Origin of the sequence: Lentzea indica, assembly GCF_012184385.1 — a bacterium.
GTDB lineage: Bacteria > Actinomycetota > Actinomycetes > Mycobacteriales > Pseudonocardiaceae > Lentzea > Lentzea indica.
The window spans coordinates 1-20,835 of record NZ_VSRL01000155.1 but is presented as its reverse complement, the minus strand read 5'-3'; the positions used below and the strand labels follow the sequence as shown (position 1 = coordinate 20,835).

The 20,835-nt window shown below is 67.8% G+C and carries 14 protein-coding genes and 3 pseudogenes; 2 read left to right on the top strand and 15 right to left on the bottom strand.

Going from position 1 to position 20,835, the window contains the following annotated elements:
* Together FXN61_RS32390 and FXN61_RS32385 are read right to left on the bottom strand one after the other, a co-directional pair.
* The coding region (locus FXN61_RS32390) for a translation initiation factor IF-2 N-terminal domain-containing protein (protein WP_188135724.1) at positions 1-790 on the bottom strand (790 nt) is incomplete at its 3' end.
* Positions 791-1,021: 231 nt separating this feature from the next.
* Positions 1,022-1,747, bottom strand: a complete 726-nt coding sequence (locus tag FXN61_RS32385; RefSeq protein ID WP_167977774.1) for a TIGR03936 family radical SAM-associated protein — start codon at positions 1,745-1,747, stop codon at positions 1,022-1,024.
* 205 nt (positions 1,748-1,952) lie between these two features.
* On the opposite strand from FXN61_RS32385, the gene FXN61_RS32380 reads away from it, so the two are divergent.
* Positions 1,953-3,371 carry a S8 family peptidase gene (locus FXN61_RS32380; protein WP_312878159.1) on the top strand — a complete coding sequence of 473 codons (1,419 nt, stop codon included), beginning with the start codon at positions 1,953-1,955 and terminating at the stop codon, positions 3,369-3,371.
* A gap of 25 nt (positions 3,372-3,396) precedes the next feature.
* Here the strand turns inward: FXN61_RS32380 and FXN61_RS32375 are convergent.
* From FXN61_RS32375 to FXN61_RS32360, 4 genes and pseudogenes are all read right to left on the bottom strand, one after another.
* A pseudogene (locus FXN61_RS32375) lies at positions 3,397-5,359 on the bottom strand (TIGR03960 family B12-binding radical SAM protein).
* Between the two features lie 60 nt (positions 5,360-5,419).
* A complete protein-coding gene (locus tag FXN61_RS32370; protein WP_167977773.1) occupies positions 5,420-6,265 on the bottom strand; it encodes an ABC transporter permease in 846 nt (281 codons plus the stop codon).
* A gap of 1 nt (position 6,266) precedes the next feature.
* The gene (locus FXN61_RS32365; protein ID WP_167977772.1) at positions 6,267-7,040 is read right to left on the bottom strand and encodes an ABC transporter permease; all 774 of its coding nucleotides are present in this window, start codon (positions 7,038-7,040) and stop codon (positions 6,267-6,269) included.
* Positions 7,040-7,954 (bottom strand): ABC transporter ATP-binding protein, encoded by a 915-nt coding sequence (locus FXN61_RS32360; RefSeq protein WP_312878158.1) that lies wholly within the window; start codon positions 7,952-7,954, stop codon positions 7,040-7,042. Before FXN61_RS32360 ends, FXN61_RS32365 begins: the two co-directional genes overlap by 1 nt.
* A gap of 55 nt (positions 7,955-8,009) precedes the next feature.
* Here FXN61_RS32360 and FXN61_RS32355 point away from each other — a divergent pair, with 55 nt between their 5' ends.
* The gene (locus FXN61_RS32355) at positions 8,010-8,597 is read left to right on the top strand and encodes a GNAT family N-acetyltransferase (RefSeq protein WP_167977770.1); all 588 of its coding nucleotides are present in this window, start codon (positions 8,010-8,012) and stop codon (positions 8,595-8,597) included.
* A 473-nt stretch (positions 8,598-9,070) separates the two neighbouring features.
* Here FXN61_RS32355 and ndk read toward each other — a convergent pair whose 3' ends face one another.
* The 9 genes and pseudogenes from ndk to FXN61_RS32315 form a co-directional block, all read right to left on the bottom strand.
* Positions 9,071-9,481 carry a nucleoside-diphosphate kinase gene (gene ndk, locus FXN61_RS32350; RefSeq protein WP_167977769.1) on the bottom strand — a complete coding sequence of 137 codons (411 nt, stop codon included), beginning with the start codon at positions 9,479-9,481 and terminating at the stop codon, positions 9,071-9,073.
* A gap of 62 nt (positions 9,482-9,543) precedes the next feature.
* A pseudogene (locus FXN61_RS32345) lies at positions 9,544-10,919 on the bottom strand (DHA2 family efflux MFS transporter permease subunit).
* Between the two features lie 109 nt (positions 10,920-11,028).
* Positions 11,029-11,511: a MarR family winged helix-turn-helix transcriptional regulator gene (locus FXN61_RS32340; protein WP_223165676.1), complete on the bottom strand. Its 483-nt coding sequence runs from the start codon at positions 11,509-11,511 to the stop codon at positions 11,029-11,031.
* A gap of 49 nt (positions 11,512-11,560) precedes the next feature.
* A complete protein-coding gene (gene pulA, locus FXN61_RS53065; protein WP_246292278.1) occupies positions 11,561-14,794 on the bottom strand; it encodes a pullulanase-type alpha-1,6-glucosidase in 3,234 nt (1,077 codons plus the stop codon).
* Entirely contained in the window at positions 14,695-16,959 is a 2,265-nt protein-coding gene (locus tag FXN61_RS50960) for an alpha-amylase family glycosyl hydrolase (RefSeq protein ID WP_246292276.1), read from the bottom strand. Before FXN61_RS50960 ends, pulA begins: the two co-directional genes overlap by 100 nt.
* 94 nt (positions 16,960-17,053) lie before the next feature.
* Positions 17,054-18,298, bottom strand: coding sequence for a hypothetical protein (locus tag FXN61_RS50275; RefSeq protein WP_188135722.1), 1,245 nt, complete (start codon positions 18,296-18,298; stop codon positions 17,054-17,056).
* A gap of 21 nt (positions 18,299-18,319) precedes the next feature.
* Positions 18,320-19,714, bottom strand: coding sequence for an alkaline phosphatase D family protein (locus FXN61_RS32325; protein WP_376770778.1), 1,395 nt, complete (start codon positions 19,712-19,714; stop codon positions 18,320-18,322).
* Positions 19,715-19,938: 224 nt separating this feature from the next.
* A complete protein-coding gene (locus tag FXN61_RS32320) occupies positions 19,939-20,643 on the bottom strand; it encodes an ESX secretion-associated protein EspG (RefSeq protein WP_167977768.1) in 705 nt (234 codons plus the stop codon).
* Positions 20,640-20,835, bottom strand: a pseudogene (locus FXN61_RS32315) (hypothetical protein); the annotation flags it as partial. The pseudogene FXN61_RS32315 and the gene FXN61_RS32320, both read right to left, overlap by 4 nt.

Below are 20,835 nucleotides of genomic sequence, written 5' to 3'. Positions count from 1 at the left end.
GCTTGTCGGCGAGCTCACGCACATCGCGCGTGTCACGGACGTGCACGACCGTGTTCGGCGGGTCGTCTTCCTGCGTGACGTCGTCTTCCGTGCCGGTCTTGCGGCGACGGCGACGGCGGCGACGGCGGGTCGAGCCCTCCTCGCCTTCCTCATCAGCTTCGTCGGCGGCGTCGGCCTCCGCGCTCTCGGCGGCGTCCTCGGCCTGGGGGGTCTCGTCGGTCTCCTCGGCGTCCGCCTCGGCATCCGAGCCCTTGCCGCGACCACGGCCACGGCGGCCGCGGCGGCGACGACGACGGCTGTCGCTGTCGTCCTCACCCTCGGCCTCCGCGGCGTCGATCTCGTCCGCGGCGACCTCGCCGACCGATTTCTCCTCCTCGGCCGGTTCCTCCGGCACGACGAAGACCGGCTGCGGCGCCTTCGGCCGCTCGACCGGCTGCGGCGGCAGGAACACCGCGCTCGGCGCGGCGAAGACCGGCGCGAGCGCCGGTGCCTCGAACGCCGGGATCGCGGGCGCCTCGTAGTCCTCGGTGACCTCACCGGTGACGACGTCGTCCCAGTCCACCAGGGTCTCGGCGACCTTCAGCGCGACATCGCGGCTCACGCTCGACTGCGCGCTGCGAGCGACCTCACCGAGGTCGGCCAGCGCCGTCATCACGTCCTTGCTGCTGACGTCCAGCAGCTTGGCCAGCGCGTGTACACGCAGCTTGTCCGGCAGATCAGCCAGTTCAGGGCGTGCACCAACCACGCCCTGCCCGCCGGTAGTACCGGCAGGCTTGTCCTTGTTCGACATGCAGCTCCTCCACCCCCGGGCGCGTCCCGTGAGGACGCGGCCGCGCAGGGGCCTCTCTTGTCTCTCTCCACCGCTGCTCGCGGCGGGAATCCTTGCCTCGCGCGCAGTGGCGTGGCGCCTCACTGGGCGCACGCTTGCGCAGGTCCCACGACGACGCCACCTTCAGCGTCGCTCCTCCTGTTTGCGTCGCAGCTGGGCCAGGGGATGAAAACACCGCCCCGGCGCTCCCCGTCAGAACTCTCTGTCCTGTTGGAGCGGGTCCACCAGACCGCCTTCGCCGTCGAGGCGTCCCTGCGCCATCCGGGTTGCTCTCGCAGGTACCGGCGGCACGAGATCGGCCACGACACGAAGCGCATTCAGCACGTCGTCGGGTCGGACGGTAGGCGTTACCTGCCGAACGACCGTCATGAGTATCCCACACGGTTGTGACATTCCGGCCCCATCGTGTCCGGCGTCGCTCGAACGTGGTTCGACCAGTGCCGACACGACGGCGGGCCGCACGTCGATGGTCCTCTTCCCGTCCTTGGTGAGTCGCTCGACTTCCACGGACTCCGCCGCGAGGAAGGCACTCACCGCCTTGGCCAGCTCGTCGGGCTCGATCCCGTCGAGCTCGATCCGCCACTCGCTCGCGTCGATGCGCTCGGTGAGGTTGCCACCGTGCGCCTGGACGATGTCGACGACGTCGATGCCGGGCGGCAGCGCCTCGTCGAGCGCGGCCTTCAGCGCTACCGGGTCGACCCGTTCGACCACGGACACCTCGACGTACTCCGCCTCGCTGGCGACGCCGGTCGGTGCAGCACCGACCCACGACACCTTCGGGTGAGGGCTGAAGCCCTGCGAGTACGCCATGGGTACCCCGGCCCGGCGCAGCGCACGTTCGAACGTGCGAGCGATGTCGCGGTGCGAAGTGAAACGCAACCTCCCCCGCTTGGTGTAGCGGAGGCGCAGTTTCTGCACGGCTGCGGCCGAAGGATTGTTGGGCTGATGGCGGCTCAGTGGTGCTCCCATGGATTGTTCCGACGGGTGAGCGGTCCCATCGGCGCAGGCTGTTCGTCCAGGAGGACGGTACCGTGAACCCGATTCAGAACGTTCAGCTTGTCTAGATCGTTGCGCGTGGCTACGGTCCGGCTGTCTGGACGCCTTGCCAACCTGGAGGTCCCTGGTGCCTCTGCTCCACCGCGCACGGGCGGCGGCGATGACCACGCTGCTCGCGGCCGGGTGTTTGGCGGCGTCCCTGCCCGCCGGTGCGGAGCCGGACGTCGCCACGTGCATCCAGCCGGGTCCCGTCCTGCGCTACCTCGTGGTGTTCTCGCAGTTCACGACCGCTGAGGCGGCGAACTCCGAGATCACGGAGGCCTGCGGCACCACGACCGTCTACTACCCGGAGATCGGGGTCGCCGTGGCCACGTCTCCCGACCCCGGATTCCTGAAGCACATCGGCCCGCAGCGCGCGTACAGCGCCCAGGCCGAGAGCATCGCCAAGCGATCGGCGAAGCGAAAGAAGGACGACACGGAGCTGCTCCGCCCGGCGGGCGTGCGCTCCGGCGAGCAATGGGACATGGATCTCATCAAGGCGCCGGCCGCGCACGAGATCACCACGGGCTCCAAGTCCGTCGTCGTCGGCGTGCTGGACTCCGGTGTCGACGCCCGCCACCCCGACCTGGTCTCCGCGTTGGCCCCCGAGCTGTCCGCGGGCTGTTTGACCGGTAAGCCCGATACGTCACCTTCCGCGTGGATCCCGACGACCTCCGCCCACGGCACGCACGTCGCCGGCACCATCGCCGCCGCTGACGACGGCCGCGGCACCACGGGCGTCGCACCGGGCGTGCGCATCGCGTCCGTGAAGGTCGTCGACGACGATGGCTTCATCTACCCCGAGTACGCGGTGTGCGGCTTCATGTGGGCCGCCGCTCAGGGCATGACCATCACCAACAACAGCTACTTCATCGACCCGTACCTGTTCACGTGCCAGAGCGAGCCTGGTCAGCGCGTCGTCTACGAGGCCGTGCGTCGTGCCGTCGACTACGCCACCTCTCGCAACGTGCTGACGGTCGCGGCTGCGGGGAACAACGCGGCGGATCTGTCCCGGCCCGGACGTGACTCGTTGTCCCCGACGAACGGTGACGCGCAGACCCGTCCAGTCGACTCGACGTGTGTTGTGCTGCCGGCGCAGCTCAAGAACGTGGTCGGCGTGTCGGCCGTCGAGTCGACCAAGACCAAGGCGGGGTACAGCTCGTACGGGCTGGGCGCGATCGACGTGACGGCGCCGGGTGGGGACAGGCGGACGCCGACCGGTTGTGTGCTTTCCACCGTGCCGTCTGGCTACGACTACTCGTGCGGGACCTCGATGGCCGCTCCGCACGCGGCCGGGGTGGCGGCGTTGATCGCGTCGACGCATCCCGAGACGGATGCCGTGTCATTGGGACGCATGCTGAACGCGCAGGCGGAGACCCTGGCGTGTCCCGCTGACTACGACCTCAACGGGACCGGTGTGCAGGACGCCTTCTGCACGGGTTACTCCGAGTACAACTCCTTCTACGGCCACGGTCTCGTGGACGCGCTGGCAGCCGTCACGAAGTGATCGGCTGCCAGGCCGGCGACGATCACTACTGCGAGAGCGCCGGGTTCTTCACCGGCGAGCCCACCCCGACCGGTGAGATCGGCAGCAGCTTGCGGCCCGTAGGACCGACCTCGATGTCCGTGCCCATCGCCGGGCAGACACCGCAGTCGAAGCACGGCGTCCAGCGGCAGTCGTCCTGCTCGCGCTCGTCCAGCGCGTCCTGCCAGTCGGCCCAGAGCCATTCCTTGTCGAGCCCGGAGTCCAGGTGGTCCCAGGGCAGGACCTCGAGCTCCTCGCGCTCACGCGTGGTGAACCAGGCGAGGTCGACGCCGAGCGGCTCCAGAGCCTCCGCGGCCTTGGCGGTCCAGCGGTCGTAGGAGAAGTGCTCGCTCCAGCCGTCGAACCGGCCGCCGTCGCGCCACACGGCCTCGATGACCTTGCCGATGCGGCGGTCACCACGGCTGAGCAGGCCTTCGATGAGGCTCGGCTTGCCGTCGTGGTAGCGCATGCCGATGTTGCGGCCGAGGCTGCGGTCGGAGTTCACGGCCTCGCGGAGCTTCCTCAACCGATCGTCGACCGTGTCCGGGTCGCATTGCGCAGCCCACTGGAACGGCGTGTGCGGCTTGGGCACGAACCCGCCGATCGAGATGGTGCAGCGAACGTCGTTGCGGCCGCTGGCCTGCCGACCGGCGCGGATGACGTTCTTCGCCATCTCGGCGATCTGCAGGACGTCCTCGTCCTCCTCGGTCGGGAGGCCGCACATGAAGTACAGCTTCACCTGCCGCCAGCCGTTGGAGAACGCGGCCGACACCGTCCTGATGAGGTCCTCTTCGGACACCATCTTGTTGATGACGCGGCGCATCCGCTCGCTGCCGCCCTCGGGCGCGAAGGTCAGACCGGAGCGCCTTCCGTTGCGGGACAGCTCGTTCGCGAGGTCGATGTTGAACGCGTCGACGCGCGTGCTCGGCAGGCTCAGGCCCGTGTTCGTGCCCTCGTAGCGGTCCGCGAGGCCCTTGGTGATCTCGGCGATCTCGCTGTGGTCGGCGCTGCTGAGAGACAGGAGCCCGACCTCTTCGAAGCCGGTCGCCTCCAAGCCCTTCTGGACCATCGCGCCGATGCCCTCGATGGACCGCTCGCGCACCGGGCGGGTGATCATGCCCGCCTGGCAGAAGCGGCAGCCGCGCGTGCAGCCGCGGAAGATCTCGACGCTCATCCGCTCGTGCACGCTCTCGGCGAGCGGCACCAGCGGCTGCTTCGGATACGGCCACGCGTCGAGGTCCATCGTGGTCCGCTTGAACACGCGGTACGGCACCCGGTCGCGGTTCGGCACCACGCGCTGGATGCGGCCGTCCGGCAGGTACTCCACGTCGTAGAAGCGCGGGATGTACACGCCGCCGGTCTCGGCGAGCCTGGTCAGCACCTCGTCGCGGCCGCCGGGGCGGCCCTCGGCCTTCCAGGTCCGCACGATCTCGGTGATCTCGAGAACGGCCTCTTCGCCGTCGCCGAGCACCGCCGCGTTCCACGAAGTCCGCGATCGGCTCAGGGTTGAACGCCGCGTGCCCGCCGGCGACCACGATCGGGTCGTCCTCGGTGCGGTCCGCCGCGTGGATCGGGATGCCGGCGAGGTCCAGCGCCGTCAGCATGTTCGTGTAGCCCAGCTCCGTGGCGAAGCTGATGCCGAACAGGTCGAACGCCTTGACGGGCCGGTGCGCGTCCACCGTGAACTGCGGAACCTCGTGCTCACGCATGAGCTTCTCGAGGTCCGGCCACACGGCGTACGTGCGCTCGGCGAGCACGTCCGGCAGCTCGTTGAGGATTTCGTAGAGGATCATGACGCCTTGGTTGGGCAGGCCGACCTCGTACGCGTCGGGGTACATCAAAGCCCAGCGCACGGACGCCGCGTCCCAGTCCTTGACGGTCGCGTTGAGCTCCCCGCCGACGTACTGCACCGGCTTGGAGATCCGCGGCAGCAGAGGCTCCAACCTGGGGAAAACAGACTCGACACTCACGCGACCAGAGTAACGGCCTTCGTGTCACGCGGCCGAATCGCGTGCCAGAACCCCATCTGTTCAGTTCAGCAACAACTTCCCCAGGCGCCTCGCCGCCACCACCGTTCCCACGGCCGCGAGCACCGCGAAATACGCGACGTGGCCGAGCATCCCCCACCCGACAACGCCCAGCGTGAGCCCGCGCATCAGCTCGATGGCGTGGTAGAGCGGCGTCCACGTCACCACGGTCTGCAGCCAGCCGGGGTAGACCGACAGCGGGAAGAAGGTCGTGGAGAACAGGAACATCGGCAGCACCGCCAGTTGCACCAGGTCGAAGTCCTGCCACGAGCGCATGAACGTGGTCGCCGCCATGCCCACCGCCGCGAACGCGAACGCAACCAGCAGGGCCGCCGGGAGCGCCAGCAGCGCCCACGGCGAGAAGATCAGCCCCATTCCGAGCATCACGCCGAGGAATCCGGCCGAGTACAGGCCACCCCGCAGCAGTGCCCAGGCGATCTCGCCCATCGCGATGTCCAGCGGACCCATCGGCGTGGCCAGCATCGCGTCGTACAGCTTGGCGTACTTGAACTTGAAGAACACGTTGAACGTCGCGTCGTACACCGCACCGTTCATCGCCGACGCGGCCAGCAATGCGGGCGCCACGAACGCCGCGTAGCTGACCGGTTGACCATCGGGTCCGGCCACCGCGGTCACGAACTGGCCGAAGCCGAGCCCCAGCGACCACAGGAACAGAATCGGCTCGAACGCTCCGCCGATGAGCACGAACCACGCACGCCGGTTCACCAGCGCCCCGCGCTCCACGAGCATGCTGGCCTTGCCGCCGTAGAGGCCAGGCGGGATGACCCGCCACAACAGGCCGACGCTCGCGGGCGCCGCGTTGTTCGCGTTTTCGAGGGTCTGGGTCATGTCACACCGCCAGCCTGCGATGGAAGAAACGGGCAGCGAAGACGAGGCCGACCGCGGCCATGGCGACCAGGTAGGCGCTGTGGCCCAGCGCCGGCAGGAAGCCGAGCGTGCCGAACGCCGTCCCGCGCGCGAGCTCGATGCCGTGCCAGGCCGGGGTGAGCCAGATCAGCGGCAACAGCCAGTCCGGCAGCTGGCTGACCGGGAAGAACGCCCCGGTGAAGAGGGTCATCGGCATGAGCACGAAGCGGAAGATCGTGTTGAAGCTGTCCGGCTTGTCCAACGTCGCGCTGTAGGCGATCAACGGGCAGCTGAACGCCAGCCCCGCGAGCGTCGCGAACGGGATGGACCACAGGACGGCCGGGCTGGTCGTGGCGCCGAGCACCGCCGCGATGACCACGAACACCGCCGACCGCACGAACAACTGCGAACCGTTCCAGAGCACCTGCCCGTAGAGCACCTGGGCCGGGGTGATCGGGGTGGCCACCATGCCGATGTACGTCTTCTGCCACAGGAACGACGACATGATCGCGTAAGTCGACTCGAACGTGGCGCCCTGCACCGCCGTGATGACGACCAGCGCCGGCGCGAGGTACTGCAGGTACGGCACGCCACCGATCAGTGCCGTCGACTGCACCTGCGACCCGAAGCCCAGCCCGAGCGCGAGCAGGAACAGCAGCGGCGACAGAAAACTCGACACCACCGTCGCCCGCCAGTTGCGCCGGTACCACGTCCAGTGCTTCTCGAAGCCGAACCAGGAGGCCTTGAGGGTCTGCATCAGTCCACCAACGTCCTGCCGGTGAGCCGCAGGAACACGTCCTCCAGCGAACTGCGCCGCACCAGGCTCTGAATCGGCTGCACTCCGTGCTCGTGGACCTTGGCCAACGTGTGCTCGCCGTCCTGCGTGTAAAGCAGCAACCGATCCGGCAGCACCTCGACCCGTTCCGCGAACCTGTCGAGGTCCGGTTTCTCGGCCCCCGGCTGGAACCGGAGCTCCAGCACTTCCTTGGTGGAGTACCGGCTGATCAACTCACCGGGCGACCCCTCAGCCGCGATCCGGCCTCCGTCCATCACCACGAGCCGGTCGCAGAGCTGCTCGGCCTCGTCCATGTAGTGCGTCGTGATGATGAGCGTGACGCCGTCCTGCTTCAGTCGAAACAGCCTGTCCCACAACAGATGCCGCGCCTGCGGGTCCAACCCGGTCGTAGGCTCGTCGAGCAGCAACAGCTCCGGATCGTTGACCAGCGACCGCGCAATCGTCAGCCGCCGCTTCATCCCCCCGGACAGCGGCTCGACCTCGTGATCCGCCCGATCCGTGAGCTGCGCGAACTCCAGCAGCTCGTTCGCCTTCTCACGACACTTCTGCCGCGACATCCCGAAGTACCTTCCATAAATCTGGAGGTTCTGCCGGACCGTCAGCTCCGTGTCGAGGTTGTCCAGCTGCGGCACGACCCCGAGCCGAGCCCGAATCTTCGGCCCGTCGCGCTCCGGATCCATGCCGAGCACCTTCAGATCCCCACCCGTGCGCCCGGAAACGCACGAGATCATCCGCATGGTCGACGACTTGCCCGCCCCGTTCGGCCCCAGAAACCCGAACGCCTCACCGCGCCGCACCTCGACGTCGATGCCGCGCACGGCTTCGAACGTCCCAAAATGCTTGGTCAGCGCCTTGGCCTCAACGAGGTTGTCCACCCACCCGACGTTAGCCAACGGGTCCGACAATTTTCGACGCAATTACGATCGCCCCATGCCGGAGATCGAACTGCGGTGGCTGTCCGAAGCCGACGAAAACCTGCGCGCCGAGATCCACACCGTCGTCCACGACGTGGTCGCGGCAGGCGGCGCCGTCGGCTACCACGAGCCCCCGACGCTCGACCGCATCTCGCAGTGGCTGGACGGCGTCCTGAAGCAGTCCCGCGACGGCGACGCCGCTTTCTGCGCCGCGCTTGTGGACGGTGTGGTGCGAGCCGTCGGCCTGTGGCGGCGCGGCACCACCGCCGTCTTCCAGCACCGCGCCGAGATCCAGCAGATCATGGCCCACCCTTCGGCGCGCGGCCTGGGCCTCGGCAAGAGGGTCGTGCAGGGCCTCGTCGAGAACGCCCGCGAGGCAGGCATCGAGATCGTCATGCTCGGCACGCGCGGCAACAACCACGGCGCCATCGAGCTCTACGAGAGTCTGGGATTCCGGGAATGCGGCCGCGTGCCCAACGCCATCGCCGTCGGACACGAGCGTTGGGACGATGTCTGGATGTACCTGCCGCTCGGCTACCCCGAGGGCACAGTCCTCAACGGAGACAAGCCCGGCGGACTGGGCTCAAGCCCACGCCGAACCTGACCGCGAAGGCGAAGCCGAGCCCTCACGCGATGGCGAAGCCGAGCCGTCTTTCCCATACGAATCCGGTGGGGTGGTCCCGTCACGAGCCGCAGGCGAAGCCCTGCCGCGCTCGGGATCCCAGGTCAAGCCGACACGCTTTTCGTCGGCTTGACCTGGGATCCCGAGTGTGGCTGCCTCTGGTGCGGCTCGTGACGGGACCGCCCCACACCCCAACGCAACCCACCTACGCAACAGCAATCCGCCCAACCCAACAGGCGTGCCATCAACCCGCGTATGGCGCTGGCCGGTCTTTGATCAGTTGTCGGGGGTCTGGGGGCAGCGCCCCCAGGTGGAAGCACGCAACCGCCAGCCGCCAAAGCAACGGGGGGACGCTACGAAAGACGCGCGCCACCGCACGCTTCCGCAAGCGTCCCCCCGAACTCGGAACCCCTACAACTCAACCTACTCAGAGGGTCCGACAAGATCGGAAAGCCTCAGAGGTTCGGGAACCAGATCTTGATCTCACGCTCAGCCGACTCGGCAGAGTCCGACCCGTGCACGAGGTTGTACTGAACCTCAAGCCCGAAGTCCCCACGAATGGTCCCCGGCGTCGCCTTCTCAACGGGGTCGGTCCCACCAGCCAGCTGCCGGAACGCCGGAATGGCGCGAACACCCTCGACCACCAGCGCGACCAGCGGCCCACCGGTGATGAAGTCGACCAGGTCGTTGTAGAACGGCTTGCCGTCGTGCTCCGCGTAGTGCTGCTCGGCGGTGGCGCGGTCAGCCGTCCGCAGCTCCATCGCGGCGAGCTTGAGGCCCTTGCGCTCGATGCGGGCGATCACCTCACCGACGAGACCACGCTCGACGCCATCGGGCTTGACCAGAACCAGGGTGCGCTCGGACACGACGACATTGCTCCTTGCTAGAACGGGATGTGCCGACAGGGTAGCGAACGCCGCACCAACCACTAGTGCGCGAGCACCGGCTGAGCGTCGTCACGGGACACCGCGACCTGCCGCAGCACGAACACCGCCAGCCCCAGAGCCACCGCCACCAGCACGGCGCTGATCCAGAACGCCAGGTGGAAGCCCGAGGTCAACGCCTCCAGACGCCCGACCCCCGACGCCAGCAGCGACGACGTGTACGTGGTCGAGGTCGTGGCCAGGACGGCCAGGCCCAGAGCGCCGCCGACCTGCGCGGTCGTGTTCACCAGGCCGGAGGCCAGACCGGCTTCGTCGTGCGCGGCGCCGGACATCGCCAGCGTCATCAGGGCCGGGAACGACAGGCCCAGGCCGATGCCCAGCGGCGCCACGGCGGGCAGGATGTCCGTCAGGTACGAGCCGTCGACCGGCACCTGCGTGAACACCACCATGCCGACGAGCATGAACAGCAGGCCCACGATCAGCATGTTCCGCTCGCCGAACCGGGAGTTCAGGCGTGCCGACAGCGACACCGAGAACACCCCGATGGCGACCGCGACGGGCATGAACGCCAGACCGATCTGCAACGGCGTGTACTGCAGCACGAGCTGCATGTACAGCGTGCCGAGGAAGAACAGCCCGAACATCCCGGCGACCATCGAGATCTGCACCAGGTTGGCGCCGGTCACGTTGCGAGACTTGAACACCCGCAACGGCAGCAGCGGCTTCGAAGCGTGCCGCTGACGGAACACGAAACCGACCAGCAGAGCCAACGCGACAGCGCCCAACCCGAGCGTGTGGACAGAGCCGAAGCCGTAGTGCTCCGCCTTGACGATCGTGTACACGCCGAGCATGACCGCGGCCACGATCAGCAGCGCGCCCAGAACGTCCGCGCCTTCGCGCAAGCCCAGGCCGACCGAGTCGGGCACCAGTCGCACCGCCGCGACCGCCGCCACGATGCCGATCGGGATGTTCACGAAGAAGATCCAGTGCCACGACATGGCGTCGGTCAGCACGCCACCGAGCAGCAGGCCGATGGACGCGCCCGCCGCCGCGACGAAGCTGAACACGCCGATGGCGCGCCGCTGCTCGTCCGGCTCGGGGAACATCGTCACGACCATGCCCAGCGTCACGGACGTGGCCAATGCACGCCCGCACCCTGCACGAACCTTGAAACGATCAGCATCTCGGAGCTCAGCGACAGGCCGCACAGCAGCGACGCCACCGTGAATACACCGAGGCCGATCAGGAACACCTTCTTGTGCCCGATCAGGTCGCCGAGGCGGCCGGCGAGCAACAGCAGACCGCCGTAGGCGATCAGGTACGCGTTCACCACCCACGCCAGGCCTGCCTGGCCGAACTTGAGGTCTTCTTCGATCGCGGGCAGCGCGACGTTCACGATCGTCTGGTCCAGCACGATCATCAACATCCCTGCGCACAGCACGATCAGCGCGAGCCAGCGCGAATCCGTCTTGGGTCCCCCTGAGTTCATAAGAGGAACCGTAGCAGATGGTTTTGTACGGGACTATCTTTCACCCGACGGCATGACGCAGAGCACGCTTGCGCGGCGGCTTCTCGCACGGCACGGGAGTGCTCAGCCGACCTTCCAGCAGCCTCGTCAGGCCGCTGACCAGGCCATCACGCTCGTCGTCAGGCAAGGAACCCAGAACGCTCTCGTAGATGTCGGCGACGACCTGGTCGGCCTTCTGCACGATCTCGCGGCCCAGCTCGGTCACGACGACAACGCGGGCACGACGGTCGGTCGCGGACGGCTTGCGCTCGGCGAAACCCGCCGACTCGAGCGCGTCCATAGTCACGACCATGGTCGTCTTGTCGATGCTGATCGTCTCGGCGATCTCGGACTGCGTGAGCCCCGCGTCCAAGGCGCCAGACAACACGCAGCGGGCTCGCGGAGTCAATCCGATTTCCGCGAGCCTCGCCGTCAGCTCGGTCTCCAGCGCGTGTCCCGTCCGATGCAGCAGCATCATCAGGTCAGTACACCTCGTCGTGCCCATGGGCACTAAGGTACCAAATTATCTAAACATCAACTATTTGTTGGCGGAACTACCGCTCCAGCACCACGACCGAGCGTGCGGCCCCAGCCCTCTTTTCCCTGGTCAGCGGCTTCCAGTCGCCGCCGGGCAACGAGACGGACCGGTCCGTCGGGTACGGGTTGATCACCACGACCAGGCCGCGGCGACCCGAATCCGCGTCCGGCCCGACCGTGTCATCGATGTGCATGACGATCAGACCGGACTCCGCCGCGGGGAAGGACACCTTCTGCTGCACCAGGTCCGCGGACCCGAGTGAGAACAGCGGCGACGACTGACGGATCCGCAGCAGCTCCAAGGTCGCGTCCAGCGAGGCCTTCATGTCCGCCGTCGACGGCTTCGCCATGCCCAGCAACGGCTTCGCGTACGGCCACTTCGACTCGTTGTCGGCCTTGGGCGGCAGTCCGCGGCCGAAACCGTTGTCGCGCAACGAGGGGTCGTACGAGTTGAACCAGTCCCCCGAGTCGTAGCTGTTGCGGTCCAACGACTTCGAGCGCAGGAACTCGGTGCCCGCGTGCACGAACGGCCGTCCCTGCCCGAGCAACGCCGGCGCCAGCGCCACGGTCTGCATCTTCACCCGGTCCGCCGCGGACGTCGAAGGCTTCAGCTTGTAGGTCAACGCGTCGAACAACGTCTCGTTGTCGTGCGCGTCGACGTACGTGATCGCCTCCTGCGGCTGCCCGGTGTATCCGGCAGCGGAGCCGTTGTACTTCACGTCCCTGCCGGCGACAACGGGCCCGGCCGTCGACTGGAACCGGTACGCGGCCATGTTGCCCGCCATGCCGAGCTTCACCAGGTCGCTGTAGTTCTCCAGCCGCGCGGCCACGTCACCGTTGGCGGGCGAGGAGTTCACGTCGCCGGCCAGACCGGAGCCGATGCCCTGCACGCGGGGGTCGTCGTCGAACGGCCCACCGCCGCGCACCGCGTCACGGAGCCGGTCGCTGAACGTGCCGACGCCCGTGCCGGCCATGTTCGCCTGCGTGGCCTGCTCGAACCGGGCGTTGCCGGCGACCTCGCCGAAGTCCCAGCCCTCGCCGTAGACACCGATCTTGCGCCCGTCCACGCCGTCCCGTTCGACGGTCAGCGCGTCCAGAGCCGCGCGTACCGCGAGGATGTTCGCCTTCGGGTGGTGGCCCATCAGGTCGAACCGGAACCCGTCGACCTTGTAGTTGCGTGCCCACCGCACGACGGAGTCCACGACGAGCTTGCCCATCATGGCGTTCTCGGTCGCGGTGTTCGCGCAGCACGTGGAGTTGGCGACCGAGCCGTCGAGGTTGAGCCGCTGGTAGTAGCCGGGCACGACCTTGTCGAGCACGGACGTCGGTGTGTCGCCGAACGCCGCCGTGTGGTTGTAGACGACGTCCACCACCACGCGGTTGCCGTTGTCGTGCAACGACTTCACCATCTCGCGATACTGCTTCGACCGCGCCCAGCCGCTCTGCGCGTCCGCCGTGGCGTACGAGCCCTCCGGGACGTCGTAGTGGAACGGGTCGTAGCCCCAGTTGAAGCCGTCACGACCAGCCACCGCACCAACGCACGCCTGTTGCTGGTCCGAGTCGGCGGGCAGCGATGGCAGGTCGCACGCGGGCGTGGCCTGGTCGGAGCGCTTCTCCGGGATCGTCGCGATGTCGAACGTCGGCAGGAGGTGCACGGTGTCCATGCCGGCCTGCGCCAACGCGTTGAGGTGCTTCATGCCCACGGAATCGCGGTGCGTGAACGCCTTGTAGGTGCCGCGATCGGCAACGGGCACGGACTGGTCGTTGATCGAGAAGTCGCGCACGTGCAACTCGGTGATCGCCCCGCCCATCCCGCGAGCGACGTCCTTCGACCACCCTCCCGGCATGGTCCTGCCGTCCTTGAGGTCCGCGAACTGCGAGTGCGTCGAGTTCACCGACAGCGCGACGGAGTACGGGTCGGTGACCACGACCGTGCGCTGCCAGTTGGTGACCTCGAACTGGTAGTACCTGTTCTTCCAGTTGCCCGAGCCGTACCACGATCCCGAGGCGTCGTCGCGCTTGAGCTGCACGACCTTCTTCGGCTCACCCGCGGGCTCGTCGAACAGCCGCAGCTTCACGTTCTTGGCGGTCGGCGCCCACAACCTGATCGACGCGCGGTCGTGGTCGAACGTCGGCCCGAACGTCAGTTTCGTTGCCGCAGTGGCATAACGGTCGTCGAGCACGCCCGCGATCTGCACGCTCGTGCGGTGCCGGATCGCGCCGCCCGCGTCGACGTGCACGGCGGAAAGCTTGTCCCGCAACGCCTCGTCGACGAATCCGCGGACTGCGAACACCGGCTTGCCCTTGAGGTGTGGGAACTGCGCGGGCACTTCCTCGGTCGTGGGCGACAGCCGCAGCACCCGTGAGCCGTACTCGAGACGGTAGCCGTCGGACTGCACCGAAGGCACGTCCCAGACGACCTTGTCCTTGGAGATCCAGATCGCCTTGGCCTTGGTGAGGTCGTCATCGGCGGCAGGGCCGGTGTTCGGCGGCAGCAGGTAGGTCTCGTTGCCCTGCAACTGCCACACCTCATTTCCCTTCTGCCCCAGGTCGAGGAACTGGTCGGGGCCGGGGTCCTTGGTGTCACCGCGGTGGATGATGTAGCTCAGGCCCGCGGCACCCGGCGCGAGCGGCACCGACCAGTACACGCCATATGCGTCCCGGCCGTCCGGCACGCGCGACTGGTTCCAGCCCGGTGACGGCTCCGCGGAACCCGTCCAGTGGTACATCGTCCAGTCCGTGTAGTCACCGTCCGCGCGGTTGTAATGGATCACCGCCCGGTTCTCGGCGGCTGCAAGAGTGGCGTGCACCTTGCCGTTCGCGACCCACGCATGACCACCGCTGAACTTGCCGGACGCCTCCACGGTCGTCCCGCGAACCACGGAGAAGTCAGTGGTCGGCGGCAACTCGGCAATCCCGTTGGTGAACGGCACGTCCGCCCGTCCGGCAACGCGCACGACGGCTGCACCAGCGTCACCGACGTAGTGCACGACCGCCTTGCCGGTGGCGGCCTGTTCAGACGGGTGGACCGGTACCTGGTTCTGCTTCAGCCACACCTCGGGCGTCACGCTCGGATCGACGAACCGGTCGACCGAGGTGTCCTTCTCGTCGCCCTTGTGCGCGATGATCCCGACCAACTTGGCGCCGGGCTTCAGCTTGATCCACGCGAAGCGCCCGTAGGCGTCCTCGCCGGCGAACGGCAGCGGCGCGTTCCACTCGGTCGGCGTCTCGACGTCACCCCAGACGTGCAGGCCCCAGCCGTCGTAGGTGTCGCGCTGGTAGTGCACGACCAACCAGTCCGGGTTCTTCGTGCCGGATCCGGGACCGGCGGCGCGGCCACGAGCGACACGAACGCGCCGTCCGCGCCGATCTCTCCAGACTTCGCGACCACGCGCAGTTCGACGCGCTTGCCGACCGCCGCGCCAGGAAGTGCGGACAGGTCAGCGAAAACTCGGTACGGAGCAGAGTCGTCGGTACCGAGCACGGTCCAGTCGCTCGTGCCCTCGGCGCGGGCCGCGAAGGTCGTCGCCGCGTTGGGCGCGCCGATGCCGTCCGCACGGAGCTCGACCCGCTCGTCCAGCACCGTTCCCGCGACCGGAGCGACCAGAACCGGGGCCGGCTTCGCCTTGGCGACGTCGCTGGTTCCCTTGAGCACCAACGACGACAGCGCGGGCACGGTCACCGTGACGCGGCCGTTCTGGACCTGCGCGTTCTCGAAGGCGCTCGAAGACACCGGCACGGTCACGGTCGCGGGTGAGGTCCCAGCGTTCGCGACGACGAGGTGCTCGCGGCCGAGGATCCGGCTGAACGCGAACACATCGCCGTCGGCGTAGCGGAGGACCTGGTTGCCGTCACGCCACACAGGATCGAGGTCCACCTGCGCGGCGAGGGCCTTGAGCTGCTGGTACAGCGGGTGTGCGGTGTTGTAGTTGTCCTGAGCGCCGGTGCGGTCGCTGCCGATCAGCTTCTCCGCCATGTACTCCGGCGTCTTGGAGGCGAACATGTCCTGACGCGCCAGCTTGTCACCGCCGGTGCCCGCGAAACCCTGCTCGTCGCCGTAGTAGACGACCGGGTTGCCGCGCCACAGGTACATCAGCGTGTTGCCGAGCTTCAACCGTTCCAGCAGCTCGGCGTCCGAGATGCCCGGCCGGTCGTTGCGGATCATCCACGCGATGCGGCCCATGTCGTGGTTGCCGAGGAACGTGGGCAGCGACGAGGCGTTGGAGTCGGCGTCGGTGTAGCGGTCGTCGTCGAGGAGCACCTCGCCGAGCCGCTGGGAACCCTTGCCGGACAGGAAGCTCACCGCGCTGCTCTGGAACGGGAAGTCCAGCGTGGCCTGCATCTTGCCGGTTGTCGTGTATTTCGACGTGTTCTCCGGCGAGGAGTCGAAGACCTCGCCGAACACGAAGAAGTCCTTCTTGCCCTTGCGGTTCGCGTACTGCTTCACGTGCGGCGCAAGCGCCTGCCAGAACTCCAGGTTGACGTGCTTGACGGTGTCGACGCGGTAGCCGTCGATGTCGAGCGTGTCGATCCAGCTGGTGAAGATGTCCTTCATGCCGTTGACCACGCGCGGGTGCTCGGTCATCAGGTCGTCGAGACCGGAGAAGTCGCCCTGCTCGCTCGACTCGCCGGAGAACGTCGAGTCACCGCGGTTGTGGTAGAGCGTGGAGTCGTTGAGCCACAACGGGAGCTTGGTCGGGCCGTCCTTGACCGGCGTGTACGGGAAGGACTTTTCGGCATCGAGCTTCGGGAAGTCCTTGCGACCCGCGTACTCGGCGATGTCGAACGGCTTGCCGGAAGCGTCCAGATACGGCTGCGCGCCCGTGCTGATGTACGCGGTCTTGTTCTCGGCGTACTTGATCACGTCGGCGGTGTGGTTCGCGACGATGTCGAAGAAGACCTTGATGCCGCGGCGATGGGCGTCGCGGATCAGGTCGCGCATCTCCTGCGTGGTGCCGAAGTGCGGGTCCAGCTTGGTGAAGTCGACGGTCCAGTACCCGTGGTAGCCCGCCGAATCGCCCTGCACCCAGCGGTTGAGGAACATCGGCGTCATCCAGATCGCCGTGATGCCCATGCCGTCGAGGTAGTCGAGCTTCTGGTGCAGGCCCTTGAGGTCGCCACCGTGGTAGAAGCCCTTGTCGGCCGGGTTGAAGCCGTTTTCGGCGCTGGTGGAGCGGCCACGGTCGTTGCGCGGATCGCCGTTCGCGAACCGGTCGGGCATCACGAAGTAGAAGCGCTCACCACGCAGGTCGTCGCGCTTCGGCGGCAACGCGAGTCTCGCGTCCCCGTCTCGCACACCGGGCGCGATGTCCACCACCTCGCCCACGGCCAGGCGTTGCTTTGGCGCGGCAACGGCCTGGGCCGGTGTGAGAGGGAGCAGAACCAATGCAGCGAGCGCGGCGACGACCCGACGCATCGCGACCTCCTTGTCGCAAACTCTTGCAGGGTTGCTGCACGAAACCACGACAAACGGTGGGAAACAATACGTCGGGCCTTGCAAATATTTGCGATCAGCCTGCCGGGCGCTTGTAGGTGATCGCCAGCCGGAGCGGGTGCGACCTCCACTCGTTGGCCGCCATTCCCGCGACCACACCGATGCCTTCGACCGACTCCGGCGTCGCCGGCGCGCTACGGCTCGGCGAGCCCTGAAGCGGCCCTTCCTCCGGCGGAGGCGAGAACTGGGCGATGACGACCTGCTGCCCCTCGTGCTGCCGCACGGCCAGCAGGATGTGCGGGTCCGCCTGCTCGCCCTGGCTCTCGATCGGTTCGAGGGAGAGGTACTCGCCGCGTTCCGCCGCCGCGCCGGACATCCGGCCCGCCCACTTGAACGCGTCCATGACGTCGTCGTCGGAGAGTTCTGCGTCCGCCTCCGGCAGCGTGACCTGCACCAGGTGTGTGCCGTGCGCGGTCATGTTGCCGTCGGTGGTGAAGCGGTCGGGGATCATCGCCTCGCCGGTCTCCGTGTCGATGAGAAGCATGTCGCGGAACCGGGTGTCCGCGAGCGGCGAGCGGCCCATGAGGCCGCGACCGAGCATCTCCTTCAGCTTCGGATCGGTCGTTCGCCAGTACGTCGTCCGCTCACCGATCTGCAGGCCGACGAAGTCCTTGACCGGAAGGCTGGGCAGGGCCGTCACCAGGGTCTGGCCAGGCGCGACCGGCGGCGGTGGTGCCTGGACCTGGAACGGCGGCAACGCCGCGAACTGCGGATCCACGCGTGCCGTGCGGACCACGTGGTGCGCCCACGCCCGCACGCGTGACAACGGATGGTCGGGGAACCTTGAGTCGTAGCGAGGGTCGTCGCCCGAGTGGAACGGCAGCACGCCCTGCAGTTCCGGCGCGTACGGGTGCGGCTTGGTCCACTGCTGGAACCCGATCTCCGCTGCCAGCACGGCCTCGCGCGCGCCCGTCATGCCGCGCTCCATCGCCCCGAGCTGCAGCACGACACTGCAGCTCGCCTTGGGAATGGTGAAGGAGCAGAGGAAGACCTGCCCGTTCGCCTGGTTCGGCAGCGGCATCTTGACGATCCGCAGCAGCGAGGGCACCCCGGCGAGCTGGACGACGTGCGCCTCGATCAGGCAGCCGCTCTCGCCGTGGATCAGGGCGAGGTCGTGCCTGAGCTTGGGCAGGTCGTCCAGCCCGGCAGGCAGGTCTGGCACCAGGTTGTAGAAGGTCAGATCTGCCTGGTCACCGCTGGGATGCTGCCAGGTCTTCTGGTCGAGCTGACGGAAGCCGATGGTGTCGAACGAGATGGGCACGCACCGACCCTATGGCGATCGTCAGGCTGCCCTCAGCGTTTTGGACCAGAGCGATGCGCCGGTCGCATCACGCAGCCACACCGTGAGCTCTCCACGAGTCGCTTGGACCTCACCGAAGTGTTGGAACCCGTCCAGCGGCGTGGTGTTGGCGGCGGGAGGGGCGTGCACGAACACAGCCTCCGGGCCGAACGTCGGGTCGAGCTTGTTCGGGCCGAACGCGCCGGAGTGCAGCGGGCCGGACACGAACTCCCAGAACGGGTCGAAGTCGCCCACGGCCGCGCGGTCCGGCGAGTAGTGGTGGGCCGCGGTGTAGTGGACGTCCGCGGTGAGCCACACGGTGTTCTTGACGCGGCGCTTCTTGAGCTCACTCAGCACCCATGCGATCTCGTGCTCACGGCCGTTCGGCGCACCGGGCAGGCCGTTCGCGACGCCCTCGATGTCGGTGCCGTCGGGGACGGTGAGGCCGATCGGCAGGTCCGCCGCGATGATCTTCCACGTGGCGGTGCTGCGGGCCAGTTCGGTGACGAGCCACTTCGCTTGCGCCGCACCGAGAATCACGCCCGGCTTGTCCTTCGGCGAGGTGTTCTTGTCCTTGTAGGTCCGCATGTCGAGCACGAAGATCTCGACGTTGCGGCCGTAGGAGAACTTCCGGTAGACGCGACCGTCGACGGCGGCGTGCCGGTCGATCGGCATCCACTCGTGGAACGCCTGGAAAGCGCGCTGTGCCAGCACGTCCACGCGCTTCTCGGTGTACTGCGGGAGGTCCAGGATCTCGCCGGGGTACCAGTTGTTGGTGACCTCGTGGTCGTCCCACTGCGCGAACATCGGGACCTGGGCGGCAAAGCGCTTGAGGTTCTCGTCGAGCAGGTTGTAGGCGAACTGACCGCGGTACTCGTCGAGCGTCTCGGCGACCTTGGACTTCTCCGGCGTGACGACGTTGCGCCAGATCCGGCCGTCCGGGAGCACGACCGTCTCCTTCAGCGGGTTGTCGGAGTAGACGCTGTCGCCGCTGTGGATGAAGAAGTCGGGCCTGCGGTCGGCCATGGCCTTGAAGATCGGCATGCCACCCATGTCGGGGTTGATGCCCCAGCCCTGCCCCGCGACGTCACCCGACCACACGAACCGCACCTCGTCGCGGCCGAGCGGGGCCGTGGTGAAGCTGCCGGTGACGGCCTCACTGCAGGTACGGCCGCTGATGTCCTCCGCCGTGACGCGGTAGTACACGGGGCGACCTGGCAGCAGGTGGCTGACCCTGACGTGCCCGGTGCCGCCCGTCTCCGGCGTGAGCAACGGACCGCGGACGCGGCGGGAGAAGCGGAACTTCGGGTCGTTGGACACCTCGACGAGCATCCGGGAGGGACGGTCCGCGCGGGTCCACACGATGCCGCCGTCCCAGGTGACGTCACCGGACTGCACGCCGTGCGTGAGGATCGGGCGGTCAGTCTTGGCGAGACTGATGCCCGAGGCACCAGCGCCGCGGCCGTGCCGAATGCGCCTGCCTTGAACAACGTGCGACGGTCGAAGGTCATGCGCGGTTTCTAGTCGCCGGTTCTGACCAGCGATGAAACCGGAAGTGAATTCAGGTTGATGAGGGGAGCTTTTCTCAACCTGGCGTTGAAGAAAGCTCCCCCCAATCAACCTCACGTGAGGCGCTTGAGCCAGTCCGTGATGATCTGCCGCGACGCGGGCGTGGCGTGCACCCACGTCTGGTGGTTCTGGTCGGTGTACTTGACCACGAGCCAGCGGCCGTCCTCGAAGTCGATCGTGGTGAGGAAGGTCTTCGCCCGCTGCCGGCCCTCGCCGTTGCGCCGCGCCGCGTACAGCTTCGCCGTGCCCTTGCGGGGCTGGGCGAGCAGCTGCCGCAGCGAGATCGACGGCGACGCCTTGCCCGCCTGGTGCACGTTGATCTCCGACGCGTGCACGTTGATCGACGCACCACGACCGGCAGGCACGTCCGGCAGCTGCATCGCGAGGACCTCCGGCGCGTTCTCCGGCCGGATCGGGTGCAGCTGCACGAACCCGTTGTCGTGCAGGGCAAGCACCCCGTGCTGCGAGTTCGCCGCCACCACCACGGGCCGCGTCTCGCTCGGCGTGACCGCGATCCACGCCGAGTAGTCCGTGTCCGCCTTGGCGATCAGGTGCAGCGTGCCCCGGACGTCCGGGTGGTCCAGCCCGATCCTGCGCAGCTCGCCGATGACGTCGCGCTCGATGACCGCGCGCTCGTCGTCGGTCTTGCCCGGCGAGTCGACGTGCAGCGCCGGGTGGTAGTCGCCCAGCTTCTCCTGCTTCCACAGCACGTCGAACGCGAGGTCGGACAGCTGAATGGACGAGCGCAGCACGCTCACCCCCCGATCGTCGGCGGTGCGACCATCGGCATGTCACCGATGATCTCGTTCGTGTTCTCCTCGGTGACCAGGTAGTCCGCCGACTTGTGCTCCAAGTCGTCCTCGCCCTGGCCCTTCTGTCCCTGGCCGCCCATGCCGCCCATACCTGCGGCACCACCGCGACCGGCCGCACCCGCGGCACCACCGCGGGCG